At 65.0% G+C, this 19,290-nt stretch carries 14 protein-coding genes; 10 read left to right on the top strand and 4 right to left on the bottom strand.

Annotated features, from left to right (window positions below; genetic code table 11):
- Positions 1 to 4 precede the first annotated feature (4 nt).
- From ACFB49_RS24200 to ACFB49_RS24220, 5 genes are all read left to right on the top strand, one after another.
- The gene (locus tag ACFB49_RS24200; protein WP_380874461.1) at positions 5 to 934 is read left to right on the top strand and encodes a hypothetical protein; all 930 of its coding nucleotides are present in this window, start codon (positions 5 to 7) and stop codon (positions 932 to 934) included.
- Positions 935 to 1,010: 76 nt separating this feature from the next.
- Entirely contained in the window at positions 1,011 to 2,030 is a 1,020-nt protein-coding gene (locus ACFB49_RS24205) for an AraC family transcriptional regulator ligand-binding domain-containing protein (protein ID WP_380874462.1), read from the top strand.
- 630 nt (positions 2,031 to 2,660) lie between these two features.
- Complete coding sequence (locus ACFB49_RS24210; protein ID WP_380874463.1) at positions 2,661 to 4,046, top strand: M20/M25/M40 family metallo-hydrolase; 1,386 nt, start codon at positions 2,661 to 2,663, stop codon at positions 4,044 to 4,046.
- 11 nt (positions 4,047 to 4,057) lie between these two features.
- The gene (locus ACFB49_RS24215; protein WP_380874465.1) at positions 4,058 to 4,678 is read left to right on the top strand and encodes a glutathione S-transferase family protein; all 621 of its coding nucleotides are present in this window, start codon (positions 4,058 to 4,060) and stop codon (positions 4,676 to 4,678) included.
- Between the two features lie 118 nt (positions 4,679 to 4,796).
- Positions 4,797 to 5,486: an SDR family NAD(P)-dependent oxidoreductase gene (locus ACFB49_RS24220; protein WP_380874466.1), complete on the top strand. Its 690-nt coding sequence runs from the start codon at positions 4,797 to 4,799 to the stop codon at positions 5,484 to 5,486.
- Between the two features lie 16 nt (positions 5,487 to 5,502).
- Here ACFB49_RS24220 and ACFB49_RS24225 read toward each other — a convergent pair whose 3' ends face one another.
- On the bottom strand, positions 5,503 to 7,719 hold the full coding sequence (locus tag ACFB49_RS24225; protein WP_380880105.1) for a putative bifunctional diguanylate cyclase/phosphodiesterase: 2,217 nt from the start codon (positions 7,717 to 7,719) through the stop codon (positions 5,503 to 5,505).
- Between the two features lie 378 nt (positions 7,720 to 8,097).
- Between ACFB49_RS24225 and ACFB49_RS24230 the strand changes: the two genes are divergently transcribed.
- From ACFB49_RS24230 to ACFB49_RS24240, 3 genes are all read left to right on the top strand, one after another.
- Positions 8,098 to 10,710 (top strand): TonB-dependent receptor, encoded by a 2,613-nt coding sequence (locus ACFB49_RS24230; protein WP_380874467.1) that lies wholly within the window; start codon positions 8,098 to 8,100, stop codon positions 10,708 to 10,710.
- Positions 10,710 to 11,498, top strand: a complete 789-nt coding sequence (locus ACFB49_RS24235) for a hypothetical protein (protein WP_380874468.1) — start codon at positions 10,710 to 10,712, stop codon at positions 11,496 to 11,498. Before ACFB49_RS24230 ends, ACFB49_RS24235 begins: the two co-directional genes overlap by 1 nt.
- A gap of 68 nt (positions 11,499 to 11,566) precedes the next feature.
- Positions 11,567 to 12,793: a DUF1624 domain-containing protein gene (locus ACFB49_RS24240; protein ID WP_380874469.1), complete on the top strand. Its 1,227-nt coding sequence runs from the start codon at positions 11,567 to 11,569 to the stop codon at positions 12,791 to 12,793.
- Positions 12,794 to 12,802: 9 nt separating this feature from the next.
- Here the strand turns inward: ACFB49_RS24240 and cls are convergent, their stop codons facing one another.
- The 3 genes from cls to ACFB49_RS24255 all read right to left on the bottom strand — a co-directional run bounded on the left by cls (position 12,803) and on the right by ACFB49_RS24255 (position 18,202).
- Complete coding sequence (cls, locus tag ACFB49_RS24245; RefSeq protein WP_380874470.1) at positions 12,803 to 14,197, bottom strand: cardiolipin synthase; 1,395 nt, start codon at positions 14,195 to 14,197, stop codon at positions 12,803 to 12,805.
- 63 nt (positions 14,198 to 14,260) lie between these two features.
- A complete protein-coding gene (locus ACFB49_RS24250) occupies positions 14,261 to 17,659 on the bottom strand; it encodes an amidohydrolase family protein (RefSeq protein ID WP_380874472.1) in 3,399 nt (1,132 codons plus the stop codon).
- An 81-nt stretch (positions 17,660 to 17,740) separates the two neighbouring features.
- Positions 17,741 to 18,202, bottom strand: coding sequence for a MarR family winged helix-turn-helix transcriptional regulator (locus tag ACFB49_RS24255; protein ID WP_380874474.1), 462 nt, complete (start codon positions 18,200 to 18,202; stop codon positions 17,741 to 17,743).
- Between the two features lie 147 nt (positions 18,203 to 18,349).
- Between ACFB49_RS24255 and ACFB49_RS24260 the strand changes: the two genes are divergently transcribed.
- Positions 18,350 to 18,745: an Ohr family peroxiredoxin gene (locus ACFB49_RS24260; RefSeq protein ID WP_380874475.1), complete on the top strand. Its 396-nt coding sequence runs from the start codon at positions 18,350 to 18,352 to the stop codon at positions 18,743 to 18,745.
- A 95-nt stretch (positions 18,746 to 18,840) separates the two neighbouring features.
- On the top strand, positions 18,841 to 19,287 hold the full coding sequence (locus ACFB49_RS24265) for a DUF6130 family protein (RefSeq protein ID WP_380874477.1): 447 nt from the start codon (positions 18,841 to 18,843) through the stop codon (positions 19,285 to 19,287).
- Positions 19,288 to 19,290 lie beyond the last annotated feature (3 nt).

Consider the following 19,290-nt stretch of genomic DNA (forward strand, 5'->3'; position numbering starts at 1 on the left):
GGCAATGGGGACCGAAGCGGCGTTCGATACGCCGATCGAAAGGCGCGGCGGCTGGCTTTCCGGCCCGCCGCGCCGGCCTCGGCAGATGCTCGACGGCCAGGATTTCCACGGCCGCGCGACGATCCATGATGATGGCGTCGCGCAATCCATGGGCTTTGCCGGCGGCACGATCGAGGGGCCGACGCATCTGAGCCAGTTCGCGCCGCTGGGCTTCGCCGCCTGGGGCCGGGACTGGTTCGAGCGCGGCTGCCTGTCGATGCACTACCGCACCGCCTGTACCGATGGCGACGAGGCGCGTGCCTTCATGGCCGAGCCTGCGGGTGACATCTCCGCGATCCGCCTGGAGCGTGCGGACGGTGGGGAAGTGCTGACCGGCACCGCCTTGATCGGCGAAGCGGAGAGCGATCTCGATCGCCGGCTGGCCGCGGCCGGCCCACCCGAAAATCCGCTGATCCTGCGCGATGTGAAGGTCGGCATGATCCGTCCGCGCGTGGCGGTGCGAATGGGCATGGATGACGTCATGGGGCCGCTCTACCCCTTCACGCTCCGGCAGAAGCTGGCGCTGATTACGGAACCATCGCCCTGGTACGAAAGCGCGGACAATCCCTGGGGTCGTCCCATCATCCCGTTCGAGATGGTGAGCGTGCTCGCCAACCAGCTGTTCGACAGTGATCCCTTCCCGGTGCTCGGCCCCACCGTCGACCTGATCGTCGATCATGAGGTGCGGATGCTCGCCGGCCCATTGTTCGTGGGCGAGGATTATGAGGTGGAGCGCGCCGTCGTCGGCATCAGCGGCAGCCGCCGCACCGAAAGCCTGTGGGTGCGATCCAGCATCTTCCGCCCGGGCGAGGATCGGCCGATCGCCGTCAACCTGCAGAATACGGCGAGCCTGATCGAGAGCCTTCCGGGCCATCTCGTGCAGGCAATGGCCTGAACGCAAAGGCCACGCCTTGCCAAGCCGTCCCCGATCACCCAGTCTTGCCTGGCTTGGACAATCGGGAGCGGATCAGGTGGCCGCGGCCACGCTTATCGACCATTATGCGCGGACCTTCCTCGCCAGCGCCGAACGCGGCGGGCTCGACCCCGCTGTCGTGGCGGAGGGGCGGGTGCCGGTTGCCGGCCGCTATGATGGCGCCGCGCTCTCCGCCATTTCGCGCAACGCCAAGCTGTTGATGCGGGACGAATTGTGCGGGCTCACCGCGCATCCGCTGCGCCTCGGCGCCTTCGAACTGATGTGCGAGATCGGCACGCTGAGCGAGACGGTGGGCGATGCGCTCGATCGCGCCTTCCGCTTCTATGCCACCGCGACCGAGGACATGGTCTTCACCCTCGCCGACGATGGCGAGCATGAGGCGGTCATCACCGCCGCCATCCCCGATACCGGCCATGATCCGGCGCGCGTGCTGCCCGGCTGGTGGCTCGTCTTCTGGCAGCGCTTCGCCCAATGGCTGATGGGGGAAAAGTTCGCGGTGATCGCCGCCGATCTTCCCGGCGATCCCGCTGTGCCGGTGGGCGAATATATCGAAGTGCTCGGCTGCGAATGCGTGTTCGGCACCGATGTCGCGCGGCTGAGCTTTGCCCGCAATGTGCTGGCCCGCCGGGTGGTGCGCGTGCCGGCGGACATCCCTCGCTTTCTCGCCCACCGGCCGGTCGACATGCTGACGGTGGACGATGTCGGTGACGGCTTGGTGACGGCGATCCGGTCGCGGATGCGCGCGCATCTCGAAAGCCACCAGGCGCTGCCCAAGCTCGAGACCTTGGCGGAGGGCTTCGGCATGTGCGGCCAGACCCTGCGTCGCCGGCTGGAGGCCGAGGGATCGAGCTACCGCGCGCTCAAGGCCGATGTCCGGCGCGAGGTCGCCTTGCTTTGCCTCCACGACGGATCGATCCCGATCAGCCAGATCGCCGCCCGCGCCGGCTTTGCCGAGCCGAACGGGTTGGCGCGGGCGATCCGATCCTGGGCCGGGGTCTCACCGACCGCCTATCGCCGCATGGTGCTGGATCGCGCGGGGCAGGGGGCGGCGCATTAGGCTGTGTGGACAATTCGGCTCTTGGCCGTAATTGCGGTTTTCCCGCCCGAGTGCTGACTGACAGGACACGCGGACATTGCGGACATCCATCCCCCTTTCCGTCACCCCGGACTTGTTCCGGGGTCCACCGCCCGGCTGGGCGTATTTGCTAACGGTTCAGGTCTTGGCAGCGTCGCCTGATCCTAGATGCAGCGCCGGTACTCGATCATCAATGCCAGTGCGTGCGTAACGGTGGACCCCGGAACAAGTCCGGGGTGACGAAAAGGTGGTGTCCACTTCCCCCGACAAGGCAGGCCTCCAGTGCTTGAGACCTGCCGCCTGAAACCGGACGGTGGTTCACCATGAGATTTGTCCACGCAGCCTAGGCAACGGCACCATCATTCATTTCCCGGCATGCCAGCGGAGGCTGGCATCCATGGCTCTTTCCACTCGCGACGGCGGTCGTTGCCGCGCGAGCCATGGACCCCAGCCTCCGCTGGGGTGACGGCTTGGGGAGGAGGTGGGCAGCCGAACCAAAAAGGCCGCTCACTCCATCGACAAGCCACCCACGCAGATCGTCCAGCACCGCTTGCGCCGTCCGCACCGATGGTCAACAAACGGAGCCATTCGGCATTGGCAAAGGACCATTCCATGAAATCTGTCGGCCTGTTCTCCCTGCTTGCGCTCCTCTCTTCCACCGCGCTGGCCGCGGGGCCGGGCCATCCGGTGGCCGAGGAACAGGCGCTCGATCTCGCCAAGAAGTCGATCGCGCTGCGGTCGGTCGCGGGGCCGGGCAACAAGACGCCGGAAGTGGCCGAGCTGTTCAAATCCTCGCTCGTCGCCGCCGGCTTTTCTGCCAGCGATATCGAGATCACGCCGATCGACGATACCGCTTACATGATCGCGCGCTGGCCGGGCAGCGATCCCAAGCTGAAGCCGCTGGTGATTTCCGGCCATATCGACGTGGTCGAGGCCAAGCCCTCCGATTGGGAGCGCGATCCGTTCACGCCGATCGTCGAGAATGGCTATCTCTACGGCCGCGGCGCGACCGACATGAAGCTGGACGCGGCGCTTGCCGTCGCGTCGCTCGTCGAACTCAAGCGGCAGGGCTACAAGCCGCGTCGCACGATCATCCTCGAATTCTCGGGCGACGAGGAAACGACGATGAAGACCAGCGCGATCATCGCCGAGAAATTGAAGGACGCCGATCTCGTCCTCAATATCGACGGCGGCGGCGGGATGATGTCCGAAGAGGGCAAGCCGCTCTATTTCACCTGGCAGGGTGCCGAGAAGACCTATGCCGATTTCGAGCTGACCGTCACCAACCCCGGCGGCCACAGCTCCGCGCCGCGCAAGGACAATGCGATCAACCAGCTGTCCGCGGCGCTGGCGCGGATCGGCCAGTATCAGTTCAAGCCCGAGGTGAACGAACTGACCCGGCAGTCCTTCGTCGAAGCCGCGAAATATGAAGACCCGCAGACGGCGGCGGCGATGAAGGCGTTCGCGGCCAACCCCGCCGACAAGGCGGCAATCGCGACGCTGAACGCCAATCCATCGATGATCGGCAAGATCGGCACGACCTGCGTGACGACGATGATCAATGGCGGCCATGCTCTGAACGCGCTGCCGCAGCGCGCCACCGCGAACATCAACTGCCGCATCTTCCCCGGCCACAAGCCTGCGGACATTATGGCGGAACTGCAGCGCGTCGCGGCGGAGCCGGCGATCAGCTTCAAGGACGTGACCGAAGGATCGGTGCCCAACGACGCATCGCCGATGCGGCCCGATTTCGTGGCGGCGGTGAAGAAGGCTTTGGGTAAGGTCTATCCGGGCGTGCCGGTCTTCCCGGCCATGTCCTCGGGCGCGAGCGACAGCATGTGGTTCCGCTATCAGAACGTGCCGAGCTACGGCGCGAGCCCTGTCTTCATGAAGGAATCCGACGATTTCAGCCACGGCCTGAACGAACGGACGCCCGTGAGCAATATCGCGCCGTCGATCAGCTATTATCTGTCGCTGTTCACTGATCTTTCGCGCTGACGGTGGCAGCGATGGCCGAGCTGATCCTCCACGAATATTCCAACAGCGGAAATTGCTACAAGATCCGGCTGACGGCGGCGCTGCTGGGTACTCCGATCGAGCGGCGTGAATATGACATCATGGCGGGGGAGACGCGGACGCCGGCCTTCCTCGCCAACGTCAATGACAATGGCCGCATCCCGGTGCTGCAGATCGGCGATCGCTTCCTGCCCGAAAGCAACGCCGCCTGCGTGTGGCTGGCGGACGGATCGCCGCTGATCCCGGCCGATCGCTTCGACCGCGCGGACATGCTGCGCTGGATGTTCTTCGAGCAATATAATCACGAGCCCAACGTCGCCACGCTCCGCTTCTGGCTGGCCTTCGTCGGCGAAAATGCGCTGAGCGAGGCGCAGCGCGCGGCGATCCCCGGCAAGCGGGCCGGCGGCGATGCGGCGCTGGCGGTGATGGAGAAGCATCTGCGCACGAGTGGCGGCTTCTTCGTCGGCAGCGCGATCAGCCTCGCCGACATCTGCCTCTACGCCTACACGCATGTCGCGGGCGAGGGCGGCTTCGATCTCTCGGCCTATCCCGCCATCTCCGCCTGGATCGCGGCGGTGGAGCGTACATCGGGTTACATTCCGATCACCGCCTGACGGCCTGCGGCTCTTCTGCCGTCGTTGCGTAATGTGGCCGCCATTGCTTCGTCCAGGACTGACAGTCGCGCGCGCCCGTTTTAAGGGTCAGGCCTGATATCGCGATTGGGGAAATCATATGAGCGGACGCAGCATCATCGTGACGGGCGGTTTCGGGGCGCTTGGCCGGGTTGTGGCGGCGGCCTTCGCCGCGCAGGGCGACAGGGTCGCGCGGATCGATTTCGCTCCCACGGCGCCCGACAGCCTGGCCGGAGGCGTGGATCTGGCGGGCGTCGACCTGACCGACGCCGCGGCGGTGGAACGCGCGGTAGCTGAAGTGACGGCGAAGCTCGGCGGGATCGATGTGCTCGTCAACATCGCCGGCGGTTTCACCTGGGAAACGCTCGATGGCGGCAGCATCGCGAGTTGGGAGAAGATGTTCACGATGAACATCAAGTCCAATGCCACCATCACCAAGGCGGTGCTGCCCGCGGTCCAGGCCAGCGCGGCTGGCCGCATCATCAATATCGGTGCGGGCGCGGCGGTGCAGGCGGCGATGGGGATGGGCGCCTATGCCGCGTCCAAGGCGGGCGTCCACCGCCTTACCGAGGCGCTGGCGGCCGAGCTTGCCGACAGCAACGTCACCGTGAACGCCGTCTTGCCGAGCATCATCGACACGCCGACCAATCGTGCCGACATGCCCGATGCCGATACCAGCAAGTGGGTGAAGCCGCAGGCGATCGCCGATGTGATTCTTTTCCTCGCGTCTCCCGCGGCACGATCGATCAGCGGCGCCCTGATCCCGGTGACGCGCGGCCAGCCGGATTGATCTCGCGCTGCCGGGGTCAGGCCCTGCGCATCTCCGCGAAGGAAGCGCTGCGCAGCGACAGAAAGCCGCGGACTTCCTCAGCCGGCAGCGCGCTGGAATAGAGGAAGCCCTGCCCGGTATCGCAGCCCATGGCGATCAGGTCGCGTTCCTGCGCCGTGGTTTCGACGCCTTCGGCGACGACTTCGAGGTTCAGGCAGTGGCCGAGGTTGATGACGGTCGCCGAAATCGCCTCGGCATCGGCGTTTGATCCGATCTTTTCGATGAACGACCGGTCGATCTTGAGCAGGTCGACCGGGAACTGGTTGAGGTGGGATAGCGAGGCATAGCCCGTGCCGAAATCGTCGAGCGCGATGCGGATGCCGTGATCGCTGAGGTGACGCAGCGCATCCTTCACATCCTCGGCGCTCTGGCCCAGAAACACGCTTTCGGTGACTTCGATCTGGATGCAGGCAGGCGCAACGCCGCATCCGTCGAGGCGGGCGAGGATCGTTTCGGCAAACCCACCCCTGCGGAAATCGGCGGCGGTGACGTTGATCGCGACATGGCCGAAGGCGATGTCGTCATGCACCCAACGCTGCACATCTTTCAGCACCTTCTCCAGCATCCGGTCGCTGATCGGGCCGCCGAGTGCCGGATCGTCGAACGCCGCCTTAATGAGATCGGGGCCCTGCAATCGGCCGTCGCGATCCTTCCAGCGCAAGAGCGCCTCGAAGCCGACCGTCTGTTGGGTTCGCAGCGAGATCTTCGGCTGATAATGCGGGATGATCGTGTCGCGCTGGAGGGCGTAGCGCGCTGCGGCGATCATCGCCTGATGCTTTTCCACCTCGACCATCATCGCGCGTTCGAAGATGCGGAGTTGCGCCCGGCCGCCGGCCTTGGCGGCATAGAGGGCGACGTCGGCCGCCTTCATGATCTCGGAACGGAGCTTGCCGTCGCGCGGGATCAGGCTGGCGCCGATGCTGGTGCCGCATTCGATCAGGCGGCCGGCATGGCTGAACGGTTCCCGCAGCGCCTCAAAGATCCGCGCGGCCGTGCGCTCGACCTCCGCTTCGGTGCGGGCGTTCAGGATGATCGCGAATTCGTCGCCGCCGGTTCGGGCGACGATATCCCCTTCACTCACCGCCGAGCGGAGATGCCTGGCGAAGGTGCAGAGGAGCGCGTCACCGCCATCATGCCCCAGCGTGTCGTTGATCGACTTGAAGTTGTCGACATCAACGACCAGCAAAGCTCCCGCCATCGCCAGGTTGGCATCGTCGAGCATCGCGTCGAGACGATCCTGCAGCACGGCCCGGTTGGGCAGGCCCGTCAGGGCATCGTGCTGCGCCATCCAGATCGCCTGTTCCTCGGACTTCTTCTGGTGGGTGATGTCGCGCGACACGACGATCAGGCGGCCCGATCCGTCAGAGATGGGGTTGGCGATGACGTGGAACCAGCGCTTATGGCCGCTGGCGTCGAAATCATGCGTGATCAGATTTTCCGATCGCCCTGACTTCGCATTTTCCAGGACGCGCTGGCCCGCGCCGCGATCGCGCTCGGGCAGCAGAGTCAGCCAGTCTCGTCCCATCAAGTTTTCATCGTCGAAACGATCCGAATTGGGCTCGTTGCAGAAGATCACGCGACGCTCTGCATCAAGGATCAGCGTATAGTCGGGACTGGACTTCAAGATCGTCTGGTTGAGCGATTCGCTGCGCTGAAGATCGCTGAGCGCGGTCATTCGCGACACCATCATCCGGTGCAGCGTGAAGGATGCAGAGAAGATCGTCACCATGAAGATCGGCAACTGCACGCTGATCATCGGCAGGATCGGCTCGGCCGTCATCAGCCCGGCAGCGGCGCAGGGCGCGAGTGCAAGGAAGACCATCAGCGCCGCCAGCCGCGGCGTGCCGAAATTGCGCAGGCAGATGCCGCACACCATCGCTGCGGCGGAAAGGCAGGCGATCGTCGCCAGCACCCAATCACTGCTGGTGAGGCACAGGGCGGTGCCGACTCCGACGGAGCCCGACCAGAAGCAGGAGAGGATGGCGGCGGCCAGGCGGGGCGGCGTGCGGCCGGCTTGCAATGCTGGCTGTCCACGGACGAGGATCGTCAGCCGGATCACACCGAGAACGACCTCGAACAGCAGCCAGCCGATGAAGGGGGCGGTCGGGTGTCGCCAGACGGCGACCGATGCGACCGCGGCGGTGTTGAGGATGCCGCCAAGGAAGATCGGCACCGACGTGAAAAGGCCGTTCATCAGCTGCACGGCGATCGCATCCGGAAGCTTGTCCCGCGAGCCGAGGAGCCATGCCGTCAGCCTTTCACCTGGCTCCCTTCGCGAACCCATCCCAGTCCAAATCCCGCCACTGCCAAGCCGGAACGCTACCGACCAATAGTTAACAACACCAACATAATCGCCGCCGTTCGCGACGAACGGAGGAAATGATTTTCTATCAACTTCAATAGGTTGATCGTTCCGGACGAGATATGGTCCGGCAAGCTGCCGCCTAGGCTGTGCATTGCGATATCGGCAACAAATTTTAAAAGTCGTTGTCTTTCAATCGTAATATCACGACCACGCGGGTGTCACAACTGCTGCCTAACGCGCCCCGGACCAACACCGGGAAGCCCAACAATGAAAACGCGTTACCAGATTTCGTCCGCCGCCATTGCGATCACGCTGGCGCTCTTGTCCGCCTCTTATGCCCAGGCCCAGACGGCCGATGCCTCCGCCGAAGACATCGTCGTCACCGGCCAACGCGCCCAGCAGGAACGCGCAATCGCCGCCAAGCGCGACGCGATCGGCGTGACCGACGTGGTTGCTGCCGACGAGATCGGCCGACTGCCCGATCGCAACGTGGCGGAAGTGGTCGAACGGCTGCCCGGCGTCGGCGTCACCTATGATCAGGGCGAGGGACGCTATGTGGCGATCCGCGGCGTGCCCTCGGATCTCAACGGCTACACCGTCAACGGCATCGAGATCGGCAATCCCGATGGGCAGACCCGATCGCTGCCGCTCGATGTGATTTCGGGCCAGCTCCTCAACCGGGTCGAGGTCGCGAAGGTCAAGACGGCCGACATGGACGGGCAGGGCATCGGCGGGTCGATCAACCTCGTCACCCAGACCGCCTTCGATTTCCGCGATCCCTTCGCGCTCACCATCAACGCCCAGGCCGGCTATCAGGAACTCAACGACAAGGTGCCGATCCGCGGCGACGTCAGCATCGCCAAGCGCTTCGGCGCCGACGAGCAGTTCGGCGTGACATTGGGCGCAAGCTACTCCGACCGCACCTTCACCAGCTACGGCTTCTATCCGGACGATTGGCGCCCGGTGGAAGGCGCCGCGCGCGGCGGCATGCCGATCAACACCAAGCTCACCGATTACAGCCTGAAGCGCGAACGCATCGGCGCGACCGGATCGTTCGACTGGCGCCCGAGCGACGACCATCAATTCTATATCCGCGGCATATACAGCAAGTTCACCGAGGACGAATATCGCCAGCGCTATCGCTTGGATTTCGCGACCGATGCGCTGATCGCCTCACCGAATTTCACGCTCAATCCCGACGGCGAGAGCGGCACCGTCACGGGCACGCCCAATGTCGGCACCGGCCCGGAACGGCGGCAGGATCTGCGGCAGGAACATAAGGAAAAGTCCGTGCTGGCGGGCATGATCGGCGGTTCGAGCCGGTTCGACGCGCTCAAGCTGGATTATGTGCTGGCGCGCGTCCACAATGAGGTGCGCGAGCCGAACCAGCTCTGGCAGTTCCGCTGCAACCCCGGCACCGTCGACTTCGATTTCAGCGACAAGATCTTCTCGGCGACGCCCCGCACCGAATGCGACGCCAGCCAGATGAACTTCCGCCAATATACCGAGCAGAATGAGCGCGGGGACGAGGATATCTGGCAGGGCCGGGTCGACGCGACCTATGATCTGGCGGGTTTAAGCGACGGCAGCTTCCTCAAGCTCGGCGGCAAATATCGCACCACCGACAAGGATTTCGACTCCAGCAACGATACCTGGACGCGGGGCAGTTCGGCCAACCGCTTCACGCTGGCCCAATATGATCTCGCCGGCGATCCGGTGTTCGTCTCGCCGCAGGACGGCAAGCCGTTCCTCATTTCGCCGACGATCGACCTCGACAAGATCCGCGCCTTCACCGCGGAGAATCTGTCGAGCGCTTTGTTCGTCAAGGACAATGCCACCTCGCTGTCCAACGCCACGCTCAACGATTTCGTCGTCGATGAGGACATCACCGCCGCCTACGCCATGGCCAATCTGCGGTTCGGCGCGGTGACGATCACGCCCGGCCTGCGTTTCGAGCATACCAAGCTGAAGGTCACGGGTTTCCGGCTGGAGGAAGGCACGACCGTCGTGCCCGCGACCAGCAGCAACAGCTATGACGACTGGCTGCCGAGCCTGATCGTGCGGATCGAGCCTTCGTCGGACACGGTGTTCCGCCTGGCCTATTCGCGCAGCCTCGGCCGGCCCAATTACAGCCAGCTCTCGCCGGGCGGATCGGTCAGCTATGAGGATGGTGCGACGCCGGGCACGTTCGAAGGCTCGGTCTCGCTCGGCAATTCCGACCTCAAGCCCTATCGCGCCGACAATCTCGATGCGTCGGCCGAATGGTATTTCGCCAAAGGTGGCCTGATCTCGGTGGGCGTCTTCGCGAAGTTCATCAAGAACCCGATCTTCACGCAGAGCTACACGCTCAACAACGTCACCTTCGACGGGCGCCTCTATGACGTGCTCGATTTCTCGCAGCCGCTGAATGCGGACAAGGGCGATATCGTCGGTATCGAGGCCGCCTATCAGCAGCAGTTTACCTTCCTGCCGGGGCTGCTGTCCGGCTTCGGCGTCGAACTGACGGGAACGCTGGTCAATTCGACGCTGCGGCTGCCGGACGGGCGCTCGTCCTCCTTCCCCAGTCAGTCCGATTTCCTGTTCGGCGCGCAGCTCTTCTACCAGAAGGGTATCGTCGAAGCCTCGATCGCCTATCACAACACCGGCAAGGCGCTGCTGTCGGCGGGCGATCTCAGCTATCAGGATCAGTATAATGACGATCTTCGCCGCCTGGACGCCAAGGTGAGTGTGGAAGTGATGCCCAATATCCGCTTGTTCGCCGAAGCCCAGAACCTGACCGACGAGCCGACCCGGCAATATCAGGGCGGCGGCCGCGATTGGATCATCCAGAATGAGCGCTACGGCCGCACATTCTACGGCGGCATCTCGGCGAAGTTCTGATGATCGGTCTGCTTGCTTTGCTGGCGGCGGCGACGGGTGAAAGCCCGTCGCCGTCCGCGACCGAGGTCGAGCGCTTCGCCGCGCCCGAGGCGCATCAGGGCGTCGTCGCCGACAAGCGTTACGTCTACGCCATATCCAACAGCCAGATCGGCAAATATGACCGGCGCACGCGCCAGCGGATCGCGCTGTGGCAGGGCGATCCACGCCTGTTCATCCACATGAACAGTTGCTCCTTGCTGGGCACGAGGATGGTGTGCGCGGCGTCCAACTACCCGAACGTGCCGCAGGCCAGTTCGATCGAATGGTTCGATGTCGCGAAGATGCAGCATGTCGCCACCCGCAGCCTCGGCCCCGGCCGCGGTTCGCTGACCTGGCTCGATTGGCATGACGGAAGCTGGTGGGCCTGTTTCGCCAATTATGACGGCAAGGGCGGGGAGGCCGGTCGCGATCATCGCACCACGGTGCTCGTCCGCTTCGACCGCAATTTCGTCGAGCAGGGGGCGTGGTTCTTCCCGGAAACAGTGCTCGAACGCTTCGCACCGCGCAGTTCGTCGGGCGGGGCGTGGAATGCGGATGGCCTGCTTTACGTCACCGGGCATGACCGGCCGGAGGCTTATGCCCTGAAGCTGCCGGCCGCCGGATCGCGGCTGGAGCATGTCGCGACGATCGCACTGCCGACCCCCGGCCAGGCGATCGCCTGGGATCGCGCCAACCCCCGCCTGCTCTGGTCGATCGCGCGGGAAACGAACGAGGTAGTGGCGAGCGAACTGCCCAAAATAGCACGCTGATCCGCGCTGGCCCCCACGCGCCGATCGACCTACACTCCGGCGCCATGCACGCGACGATGGGGGCGTCGATGGATCAGGTCGCGGGGTCAGCCACTGTTGTTCCTTCCGGTGCCCTGACAGCGGGCGCGCGGTTGCGCTCGATCGACATTCTCCGCGGTCTCGTGATCGTCATCATGGCGCTCGATCATGTCCGCGATTATCTCCACATCAGCGGCTATGCGCTCGATCCGCTCGATCCAGAGCAGAGCTGGGGGCTGCTCTACGCCACCCGCTGGATCACCCATTTCTGCGCGCCGACCTTCGTCTTCCTCTCCGGCCTTTCCGCCTGGCTCCAGCACGTAAAGGGCAAGCCGACGCCGATATTGTCGCGCTTCCTGCTGTTGCGCGGCCTGTGGCTGCTGCTGCTGGAGGTGACGGTGATGAGCTTCGGCTGGGCCTTTTCGGTCCCCTGGCTCCTCTTCCTGCAAGTGATCTGGGCGATCGGCTGGTCGATGATTGCGCTTGCCGCCCTTGTTTGGTTGCCGCGGATCGCGGTGCTGGCGATCGGCATCGCCATCATCGCCGGGCATAATCTGTTCGACGGTGTTGACCCGGCAGCGCTCGGAGCGTGGGGGCCGCTCTGGCAGTTCCTCCAGACCGGCGGCATCTGGCCACCGTCAGCCGTGCCGCCCGAAGGCGTGATCGCGTTCCAGGCCTATCCGGTGCTTGCCTGGATTGGCGTGATGGCGTTCGGATACGGCATCGGCGCGGTCTTCCTGTCGCCCGCGCGCGATCGCATTCTGCCCTTCATCGGCCTCGGCATGATCGGCCTGTTCCTACTGCTCCGCCTCACGTCGGCCTATGGCGATCCCCAGCCATGGACGGTGCATGCGGATTTCGGCGCGACGCTGATGGATTTCCTCGATGTCCGCAAATATCCGCCCTCGCTGCTCTATGTCTGCGCGACGATCGGCCCGGTCCTGATGCTCGTGCCGCTGATCGAGCGCTGGAGGGGAGTGGTCGCCGAATTCTTCCGCACCTTCGGTGCCGTGCCGCTCTTTGCCTACGTGCTTCACATCTATCTCGTCCACACGCTCAGCCTGATCGTGCTGATCGCGACGGGGCGGCCGATCGCGGGTTCGTTCGACGCTATCCGCAACGCCATCTTCATGCCCCAACTGCTGGAAGGCACGGGCCAGTCTTTATGGGTGGTCTACGCCACCTGGGCGGTCGCCATCGCGATCCTCTATCCGCTGTGCCGCTGGTGGGGCGACCTCAAGGTCCGCCGTCGCGACTGGTGGCTCAGCTATTTGTGAGAAGCTCTTTCACAGCAATGGGCTGACCAGCCGGGCGACATTTTCCGCCAGTTTGCGCAGCCGGCCCCGCTCGCGCCAGGCTTCCAGCGAAACCTCGTCGCTGCCGTTGATATAGTCGCGCTGGATCGTCTGCAGTTCGTCGAGCGCGTGCTGATCGAACAGCAGCAAGCTCACTTCCTCGTTGAGCTGGAAAGAACGGATATCGACATTGCTCGATCCGACGATCCCGAGCCGCCGATCGATGCGGACGCTCTTCGCGTGGAGCAGGAAATCGCGGTAGCGGTGGATATGGATGCCGCGGGCCAGCAGCTCGGTATAGAAGGATTCCTGCGCCAGCCGCACCAGCCATTGATCTGCGACCGCCGACACGATGATCCGCACGTCTACCCCGCGCAGCACCGCCGTCCGGAGCGCGCCGAGCAGCCCCTCGTCGGGAATGAGATAGGGGGTGACGAGGACGATCTCGCTTTCCGCTTGCCCGATCTGCCACGTCAGCAGCGTCGAAAATCCGCCCTTGGGATAGTCGGCGCCGCTCGGCAGCACCTGCAGCGCGGAAGGGCCCCTGCTTTCCGGGATGTCGACCATATCGGCCAGCATCGTCTCGGTCTCGAGGAACCAGTCCGCCACGAACACCGCGGACATGGCGGCGACCAACGGCCCCGTCACGCGGACGACCAGTTCCCGGTTCGTCACGCCCGGCCGGAAATCCCTGGCGACGATGTTCTGCGATCCGGAATAGCCGACCCTGCCGTCGACGATAAACAGCTTGCGATGGTTGCGCATGTCGCGCCGGGTGCGTCCGCGCAGCAGGCGAAAGGGCAGGGCCGCGCGCACATGCACGCCTTCGGCTTCCAGCAGGCGCAGCGTGTTTCTGATCCAGCGATAGGAGCCGACCGGATCGATCAGCACATGGCACGTCACCCCGCGCCGCACCGCCCGGCCAAGCGCGGTAATGACTGTCCTGCCCGTTGCATCGTCGGCGAAGATGTAGGCGAGGATGCGGACATGATCGCGGGCGCCATCAATGTCGGCCACAAGCCCGTCGATCATCCCGTCATAATCAGTGAGCAGCTCGATATGGTTGCCGCCGACCGCGGGCAAATAACCCAGCCGCTCCGCCAGTTCGGTGATGTCGGATGTGTCGGTGGGCGCTGCCTGCTGCAATTTCGCCGTGACGATCGCGAAGAACGGCCGCAGCCGTTCGAAGCGTGCCGCGCGCCAGCGGGGGAAACGCGGCGATCCGATCGCCAGGAAAAGGATCAGCCCCGGCACCGGCAGGAAGAAGATCAGCAACAGCCAGCTTGCCGCGGCCGTCGGCGAACGGCGCAACGGCACGATGGCCAGCATGATCAGTCGGATGACCCATTCGGCGATGTAATAAGCTTCGCCGGGGGTCGGCAGCATGTTCATCACCTTATGGGTTTTTGTCCAAGCCGGCGCCCACCGCAACAGATAAGGGGATGATCGTCAGTCCACGTCCCCATGGCCATGGCCGACGGTGATGCGCGCGGCGGTGCCGGTGGCATCGCCGGACGTCTCCCACCAATAAGCCTGCCGCTTGCGATTGCCGGTGGCGACTTCGTTGAGCGTTGCGGCATCGTAGAGACGGCCGCCCAGCATCACTTGCGCCACCTTGTCGCTGTTGCGGATGTCGGCCGTAGGATCGGCATCGAGCACGACGAGATCGGCTAGCTTGCCCGCCTCCAGCGATCCGACATCCTTGGCGTAACCGAGCGACGTGGCGGCTGCGATCGTGCCGGCGCGCAAAGCCTCGATCGGCGTCCAGCCGCCCCGGACGAAGCTCCACAATTCCCAATGCGCGCCAAGCCCCGGCTGCTGGCCGTGCGCGCCGATCGCGACATGGATGCCCTTGTCGGCGAGCTTCTTGGCCTCGCGCGCGGTATCGCCGTCGACATAATCCTCTTCGGGCGCGATCACGCGGCGCGCGTTCTGCGCGGCCAGCAGGGCGGGCGGCGCATGACGCGAGAGAAGCGGATGGCGCCACACATCACTATGCGCGCGCCAATAGGGGTCGCCTGCCGGGCCGCCATAGGCGACGACGAGTGTGGGCGTGTAACCCACCGTCGTCTGCGACCAGAGGCTGACGACATCGGCGTAAAAATGTTCGAGCGGCACATTATGCTCGACCGTCGAATTGCCGTCCTGGACGTGGGTGATGTCGAGCGTGAAGAGCGATCCGCCCTCGGGCACGACCTCCATATTTTCGGCCTGCGCAGCGGCGACCACCATCTGCCGCTGCTCGCGCCGCGGCTGGTTGTAATTCTTGACGCTGTGCGCGCCCTGCGCCTTCAGTCGACGGACGACCGCGAGCGCATCCTCATAATCGTTGATCTCGGCATAGACGTCCGCCGCCTTGGCCCCATAGATGATTTCGCCGGTCGAGAAGGTGTGTGGGGCCAGCACCATGCCGGTCTGCTGCATCTCCGCCGCCGGGAAGATTTCCGCCGATCGTGACGAGGGGTCGTGCAGCGTCGTCGTGCCGAGTGCGAGATTGGCCATGGCCGACCAGTTCTGTTGCGGCACGATTTCATCCTCGCCCTGCGATCCATGCGCGTGCGCATCGACCAGGCCGGGGATGATTGTCTTGCCGCTCACATCCACCAGCTTCGCGCCTGCGGGCACGGTGACGGAAGCACGCGGGCCGACGGCGATGATGCGGTCGCCGCGGATCAGGATCGTGGCATCGTCGATGATCCCGCCGTCGGCCTGCGCCATGGTGACGACACGCGCGCCGGTGAGCGCCACGGTGCCGGTCGGCTTGTCGGCGGCTACCTCCATCGAAAGCGAAGTGCCCGTGCGCGGAGCCGCGAATTTCGGCGCGTCCTCGCTCGCCGGCGCGCTGCGGAACAGGGCGCCGATTTCGGCGGTGTAGAAGGTCGGGCCGGCGCTCCAATGGATCTGGCGGCCATCGTTCGACCAGGTGATGAAGTCCGCACCGTCGCCGCTGACGCGGGTGACGGGCAGCGCGCCCGATTTGGTGTCGATCTCCACCGCCTGCTTGCCGGGCATCAGCGGCACGACGAACGCCTCATAATTCTGGCGGAAGGCAACATAGTCGCCGGCCGGCGAGACCTGATAGTCATTCACCAGCGCACCAGAGGCGTGGACGCGGCGGTTCTCGCCGGACAGGTCGGTGCTGACGAGCTGGCGCTTGTCGCCTTCATTGGCGATCAGGAAGACGCGGTCGTTGTTGGAGCCAAACTGCGGCGCGGCCGTATCCCTGGCGATGCGCACCGGCGCGCCGCCTGCTGTCGCGACGCGATAGGCGCCGGTGCCGGGATTGCCGCGCGCCGCGGTCAGATCGCCGCCTTCGCCCTGTTCGAAGACGATGGTCTTGCCGTCGGGGGAGAAGCGCGGACGGCGATAGTGGCCGGCAACATTGGTCACGGTGCGCGCGCTGCCGCCGCTGGCCGCTACGGTGCGGATTTGACCCAGCCCGGCATCGGTCCAGCCGACGAAGACCACAGTCTTGCCGTCGCGCGACCAGCTCGGGAACATCTCCAGCTCACCATCGCCCCGCGTCAGCCGCTTCGGCGCGCCGCCGGCGACGGGCTTGATCCATAGCTTGCCGAGTGTTTCGAAGACGATGCTGCGCCCGTCCGGCGAGGCGCTGGCCCAGCGCGGCATCTTCGTCGTGAAGCGATTGGGCGCGACCTCGATCTGCGGATGGGTCGATGTTGCCACCACGCGCGTGTCGTTGACGCGGAACGGGATCACGCCGTCGCCCGATCCGTCCACCGTGACCCGCCGGAGCTTGCCGCCCGACCAGAGGACGATCGCCTTGTCGTCGGCCGTCCACGCCATGTTGGGATAGACGCCGGTGACGGCCCAGGTTTCCTGCACGTCGCGATCGAGCGGGCCATAGACGACGCGCTCGATGCCGGTCGCGAAATCCTTCACCCACAATTTGGTGACGTTGTTCTCGCGCCGCACGAAGGCGATCCGCTTGCCGTCGCGCGACGGCGTCGGCCGCACCGATCCGCCGACCCCCGAAACAGCGGTCGTCACCTCGCCGCTATCGACATCATAGCGCTCGATATCGAACAGGTCCGCCCGCGAATTCTGCGCATATTCGAAGATCGGGCCGGGCGAGACGTTGCGCGTGTAATAGATGCTCTTGCCGTCGGGTGCGTAGATCGGCTCGCCCAGTTCCTTCTGGAGCTGTTCGCTGGCACGCTTCACAAGCTGAACGCCGCCGCCGCCGGAGACATGGTAGAGCCACACCTCGCCGGTGCCGAGCGAGCGGCCGGTGGTGAAATGCTTCTTCGCGGCGATGAAGCGGCCGTCCGGGCTCCAACTCGGCTGGTTGAGGAGGCGGAAATCCTCCTTCGTCACCTGGCGCTTGTCGGAACCGTCGACATTCATCACCCAAATATTGTCGCCGCCGCCGCGATCGGAGGTGAAGGCGATGCGCTTGCCGTCGGGCGAGAAGCGCGGCTGATGCTCGAACGCCAACCCCTCGGCGATCCGCGTCGGCGTGCCGCCGGCGATCGGCATGGTGTAGATGTCGCCCAGCAAGTCGAAGGTGATGCTGCGGCCGTCGGGCGAGACGTCGACATTCATCCAGCTCCCTTCATCGACGTCGATCCTCACCTGGCGCGTGGTGAGCCCGCGCGGCGCGTTGACGTCCCATTTGGCCGGCTTGGCGGCGGGCGCGGCGCCCGTCGCGCTCGCCGTGGGCTTCAGCGGCGGCAGCTTGATCGTCTTGTCGGGCCGCGGCGTCGTCGCCTCGTTTTCGGGCGCCTGCGTCTGTTCGACCGGCTTGTCGGCGGGCGGGTTGGTCTGTGCGGAAAGCGGCCCGGCGGCGAGGCAGAGCGCGATGGCGGTCAATGCGCGATGTGTCACGATGTCTAATCCCTTTGCAGACCGGCAACTTATCCGATCCGGGGCAGCCGTCACGCGCAAATTCGGGCGGGCTGAGGCGGATCAGCCCGTCTTGCCGACATGATCGAGCAGATTGTCCCGCACCCGCGCGACTGCCTGCTGCACCTGGCGAAACTCGTCGGCGCCCAGGCCGGAGGCGGCGACCAAAGTCTTCTGCGCGCCCTTTTCGCGGAGCGCGCGGCCGGCATCGGTCAGGCTGATGACGACCTGCCGTTCGTCGGCCGGGTCGCGCTGGCGACGGAGAAAGCCGAGCTCCTCCAGCTTCTTCAGGATCGGGGTCAGCGTGTTCGATTCGAGGAACAGCTTCTCGCCCAGGCTTTTGACGGTCTGGTTATCCTCCTCCCACAACGCGACGATGATGATCCACTGGGTATAAGTGATCCCCAACTCCTCCAGGATCGGCTTATAGGCCCGGCCAAAAGCCAGGTTGGCCGAATAGATCGAAAAACACAGGAAATCCGCCAGCTTGGGATGGGTGGCGGGGGCAGGGGCCTTCTTGCTCATGGCGATATTCCGTCGGGTTGATGCGTCTGATGCGTATATAGATCGTATCCGATCAAATCGGAAGGGTTGACATTCATCCGCATCGAGTCCATTTACATCGTATCCGATCTAATCGTAACCGATCGCAACCCTCGAAAGGATGATGACATGACCGAGAAGGTTTTTTACACCGGCCGCACCCACACCACTGGCGGCCCCAACGGCGCCGGCCGCAGCAGCGACGGCTTCCTCGACGTCAAGCTGCCCGATCCGCATCCGGCGGCCGAAAATCTCTTCGGCGTCGCCTGGTCGGCCTGCTACATCGGCGCGCTCGGCCTTGCCGCCGCCCAGCAGAAGATCGCACTGCCGGCCGATACCGCGGTCGACGCGCAGATCGATCTGGTTCGCGATGCGAGCGGCTTCTTCCTGCGCGCCCGCCTCGACGTCAGCCTGCCAGGCCTCGATCGCGCGGTCGCCCAGGATCTGATCCACGCCGCGCATGCGATCTGCCCTTATTCGAAGGCCGTCCACGGCAATATCGACGTGACGACCAACCTCCTCTGACCTTGCCGATGCGGATCGGGGCAGCGCCTCGATCCGCACTCCTTCGGCGGACAGGCTCCGCTGCCGGCCTGACCCGTTCGAACCGGAGAATGCAGATGTTCAGGATAATGCTTCCCGCCGCGCTGCTCGCTCTTGGCGTCGCCAATCCCGCGAGCGCCCAGAGTGCCGCCGAGATAGTGGGGCCAGCCGCCGTCGCGCCGCTCGCGGCGCCGCAGCCGCCAGCCCGCCTCATCGTCGATCCGCCGCTCGCCGGGCCGCTCGCCGACGGGAAGGTCTTCATCCAGTATCGCGCCGAAAATCTGCGGATCGTGCCGGTGTTCGGCGCCAAGGCGCTCAATGTCACGCCACGCATCGGCCATATCCATGTCGAGGTCGACGATGCGCCCTGGCATTGGGCGGATGCCAGTGGGGAGCCGGTGATCCTCGTCGGCCTGCCCGCGGGTCCGCACAAGGTGAGGATGACGCTCGCCGATGCCAATCATCGGCCGCTCGACAGCAAGACCGTCTCTTTCGTCGTCCCGGCGACTGCCAGCCACCACTGATCG

Source organism: Sphingomonas sp. DBB INV C78 (assembly GCF_042693015.1).
GTDB lineage: Bacteria > Pseudomonadota > Alphaproteobacteria > Sphingomonadales > Sphingomonadaceae > Sphingomonas_E.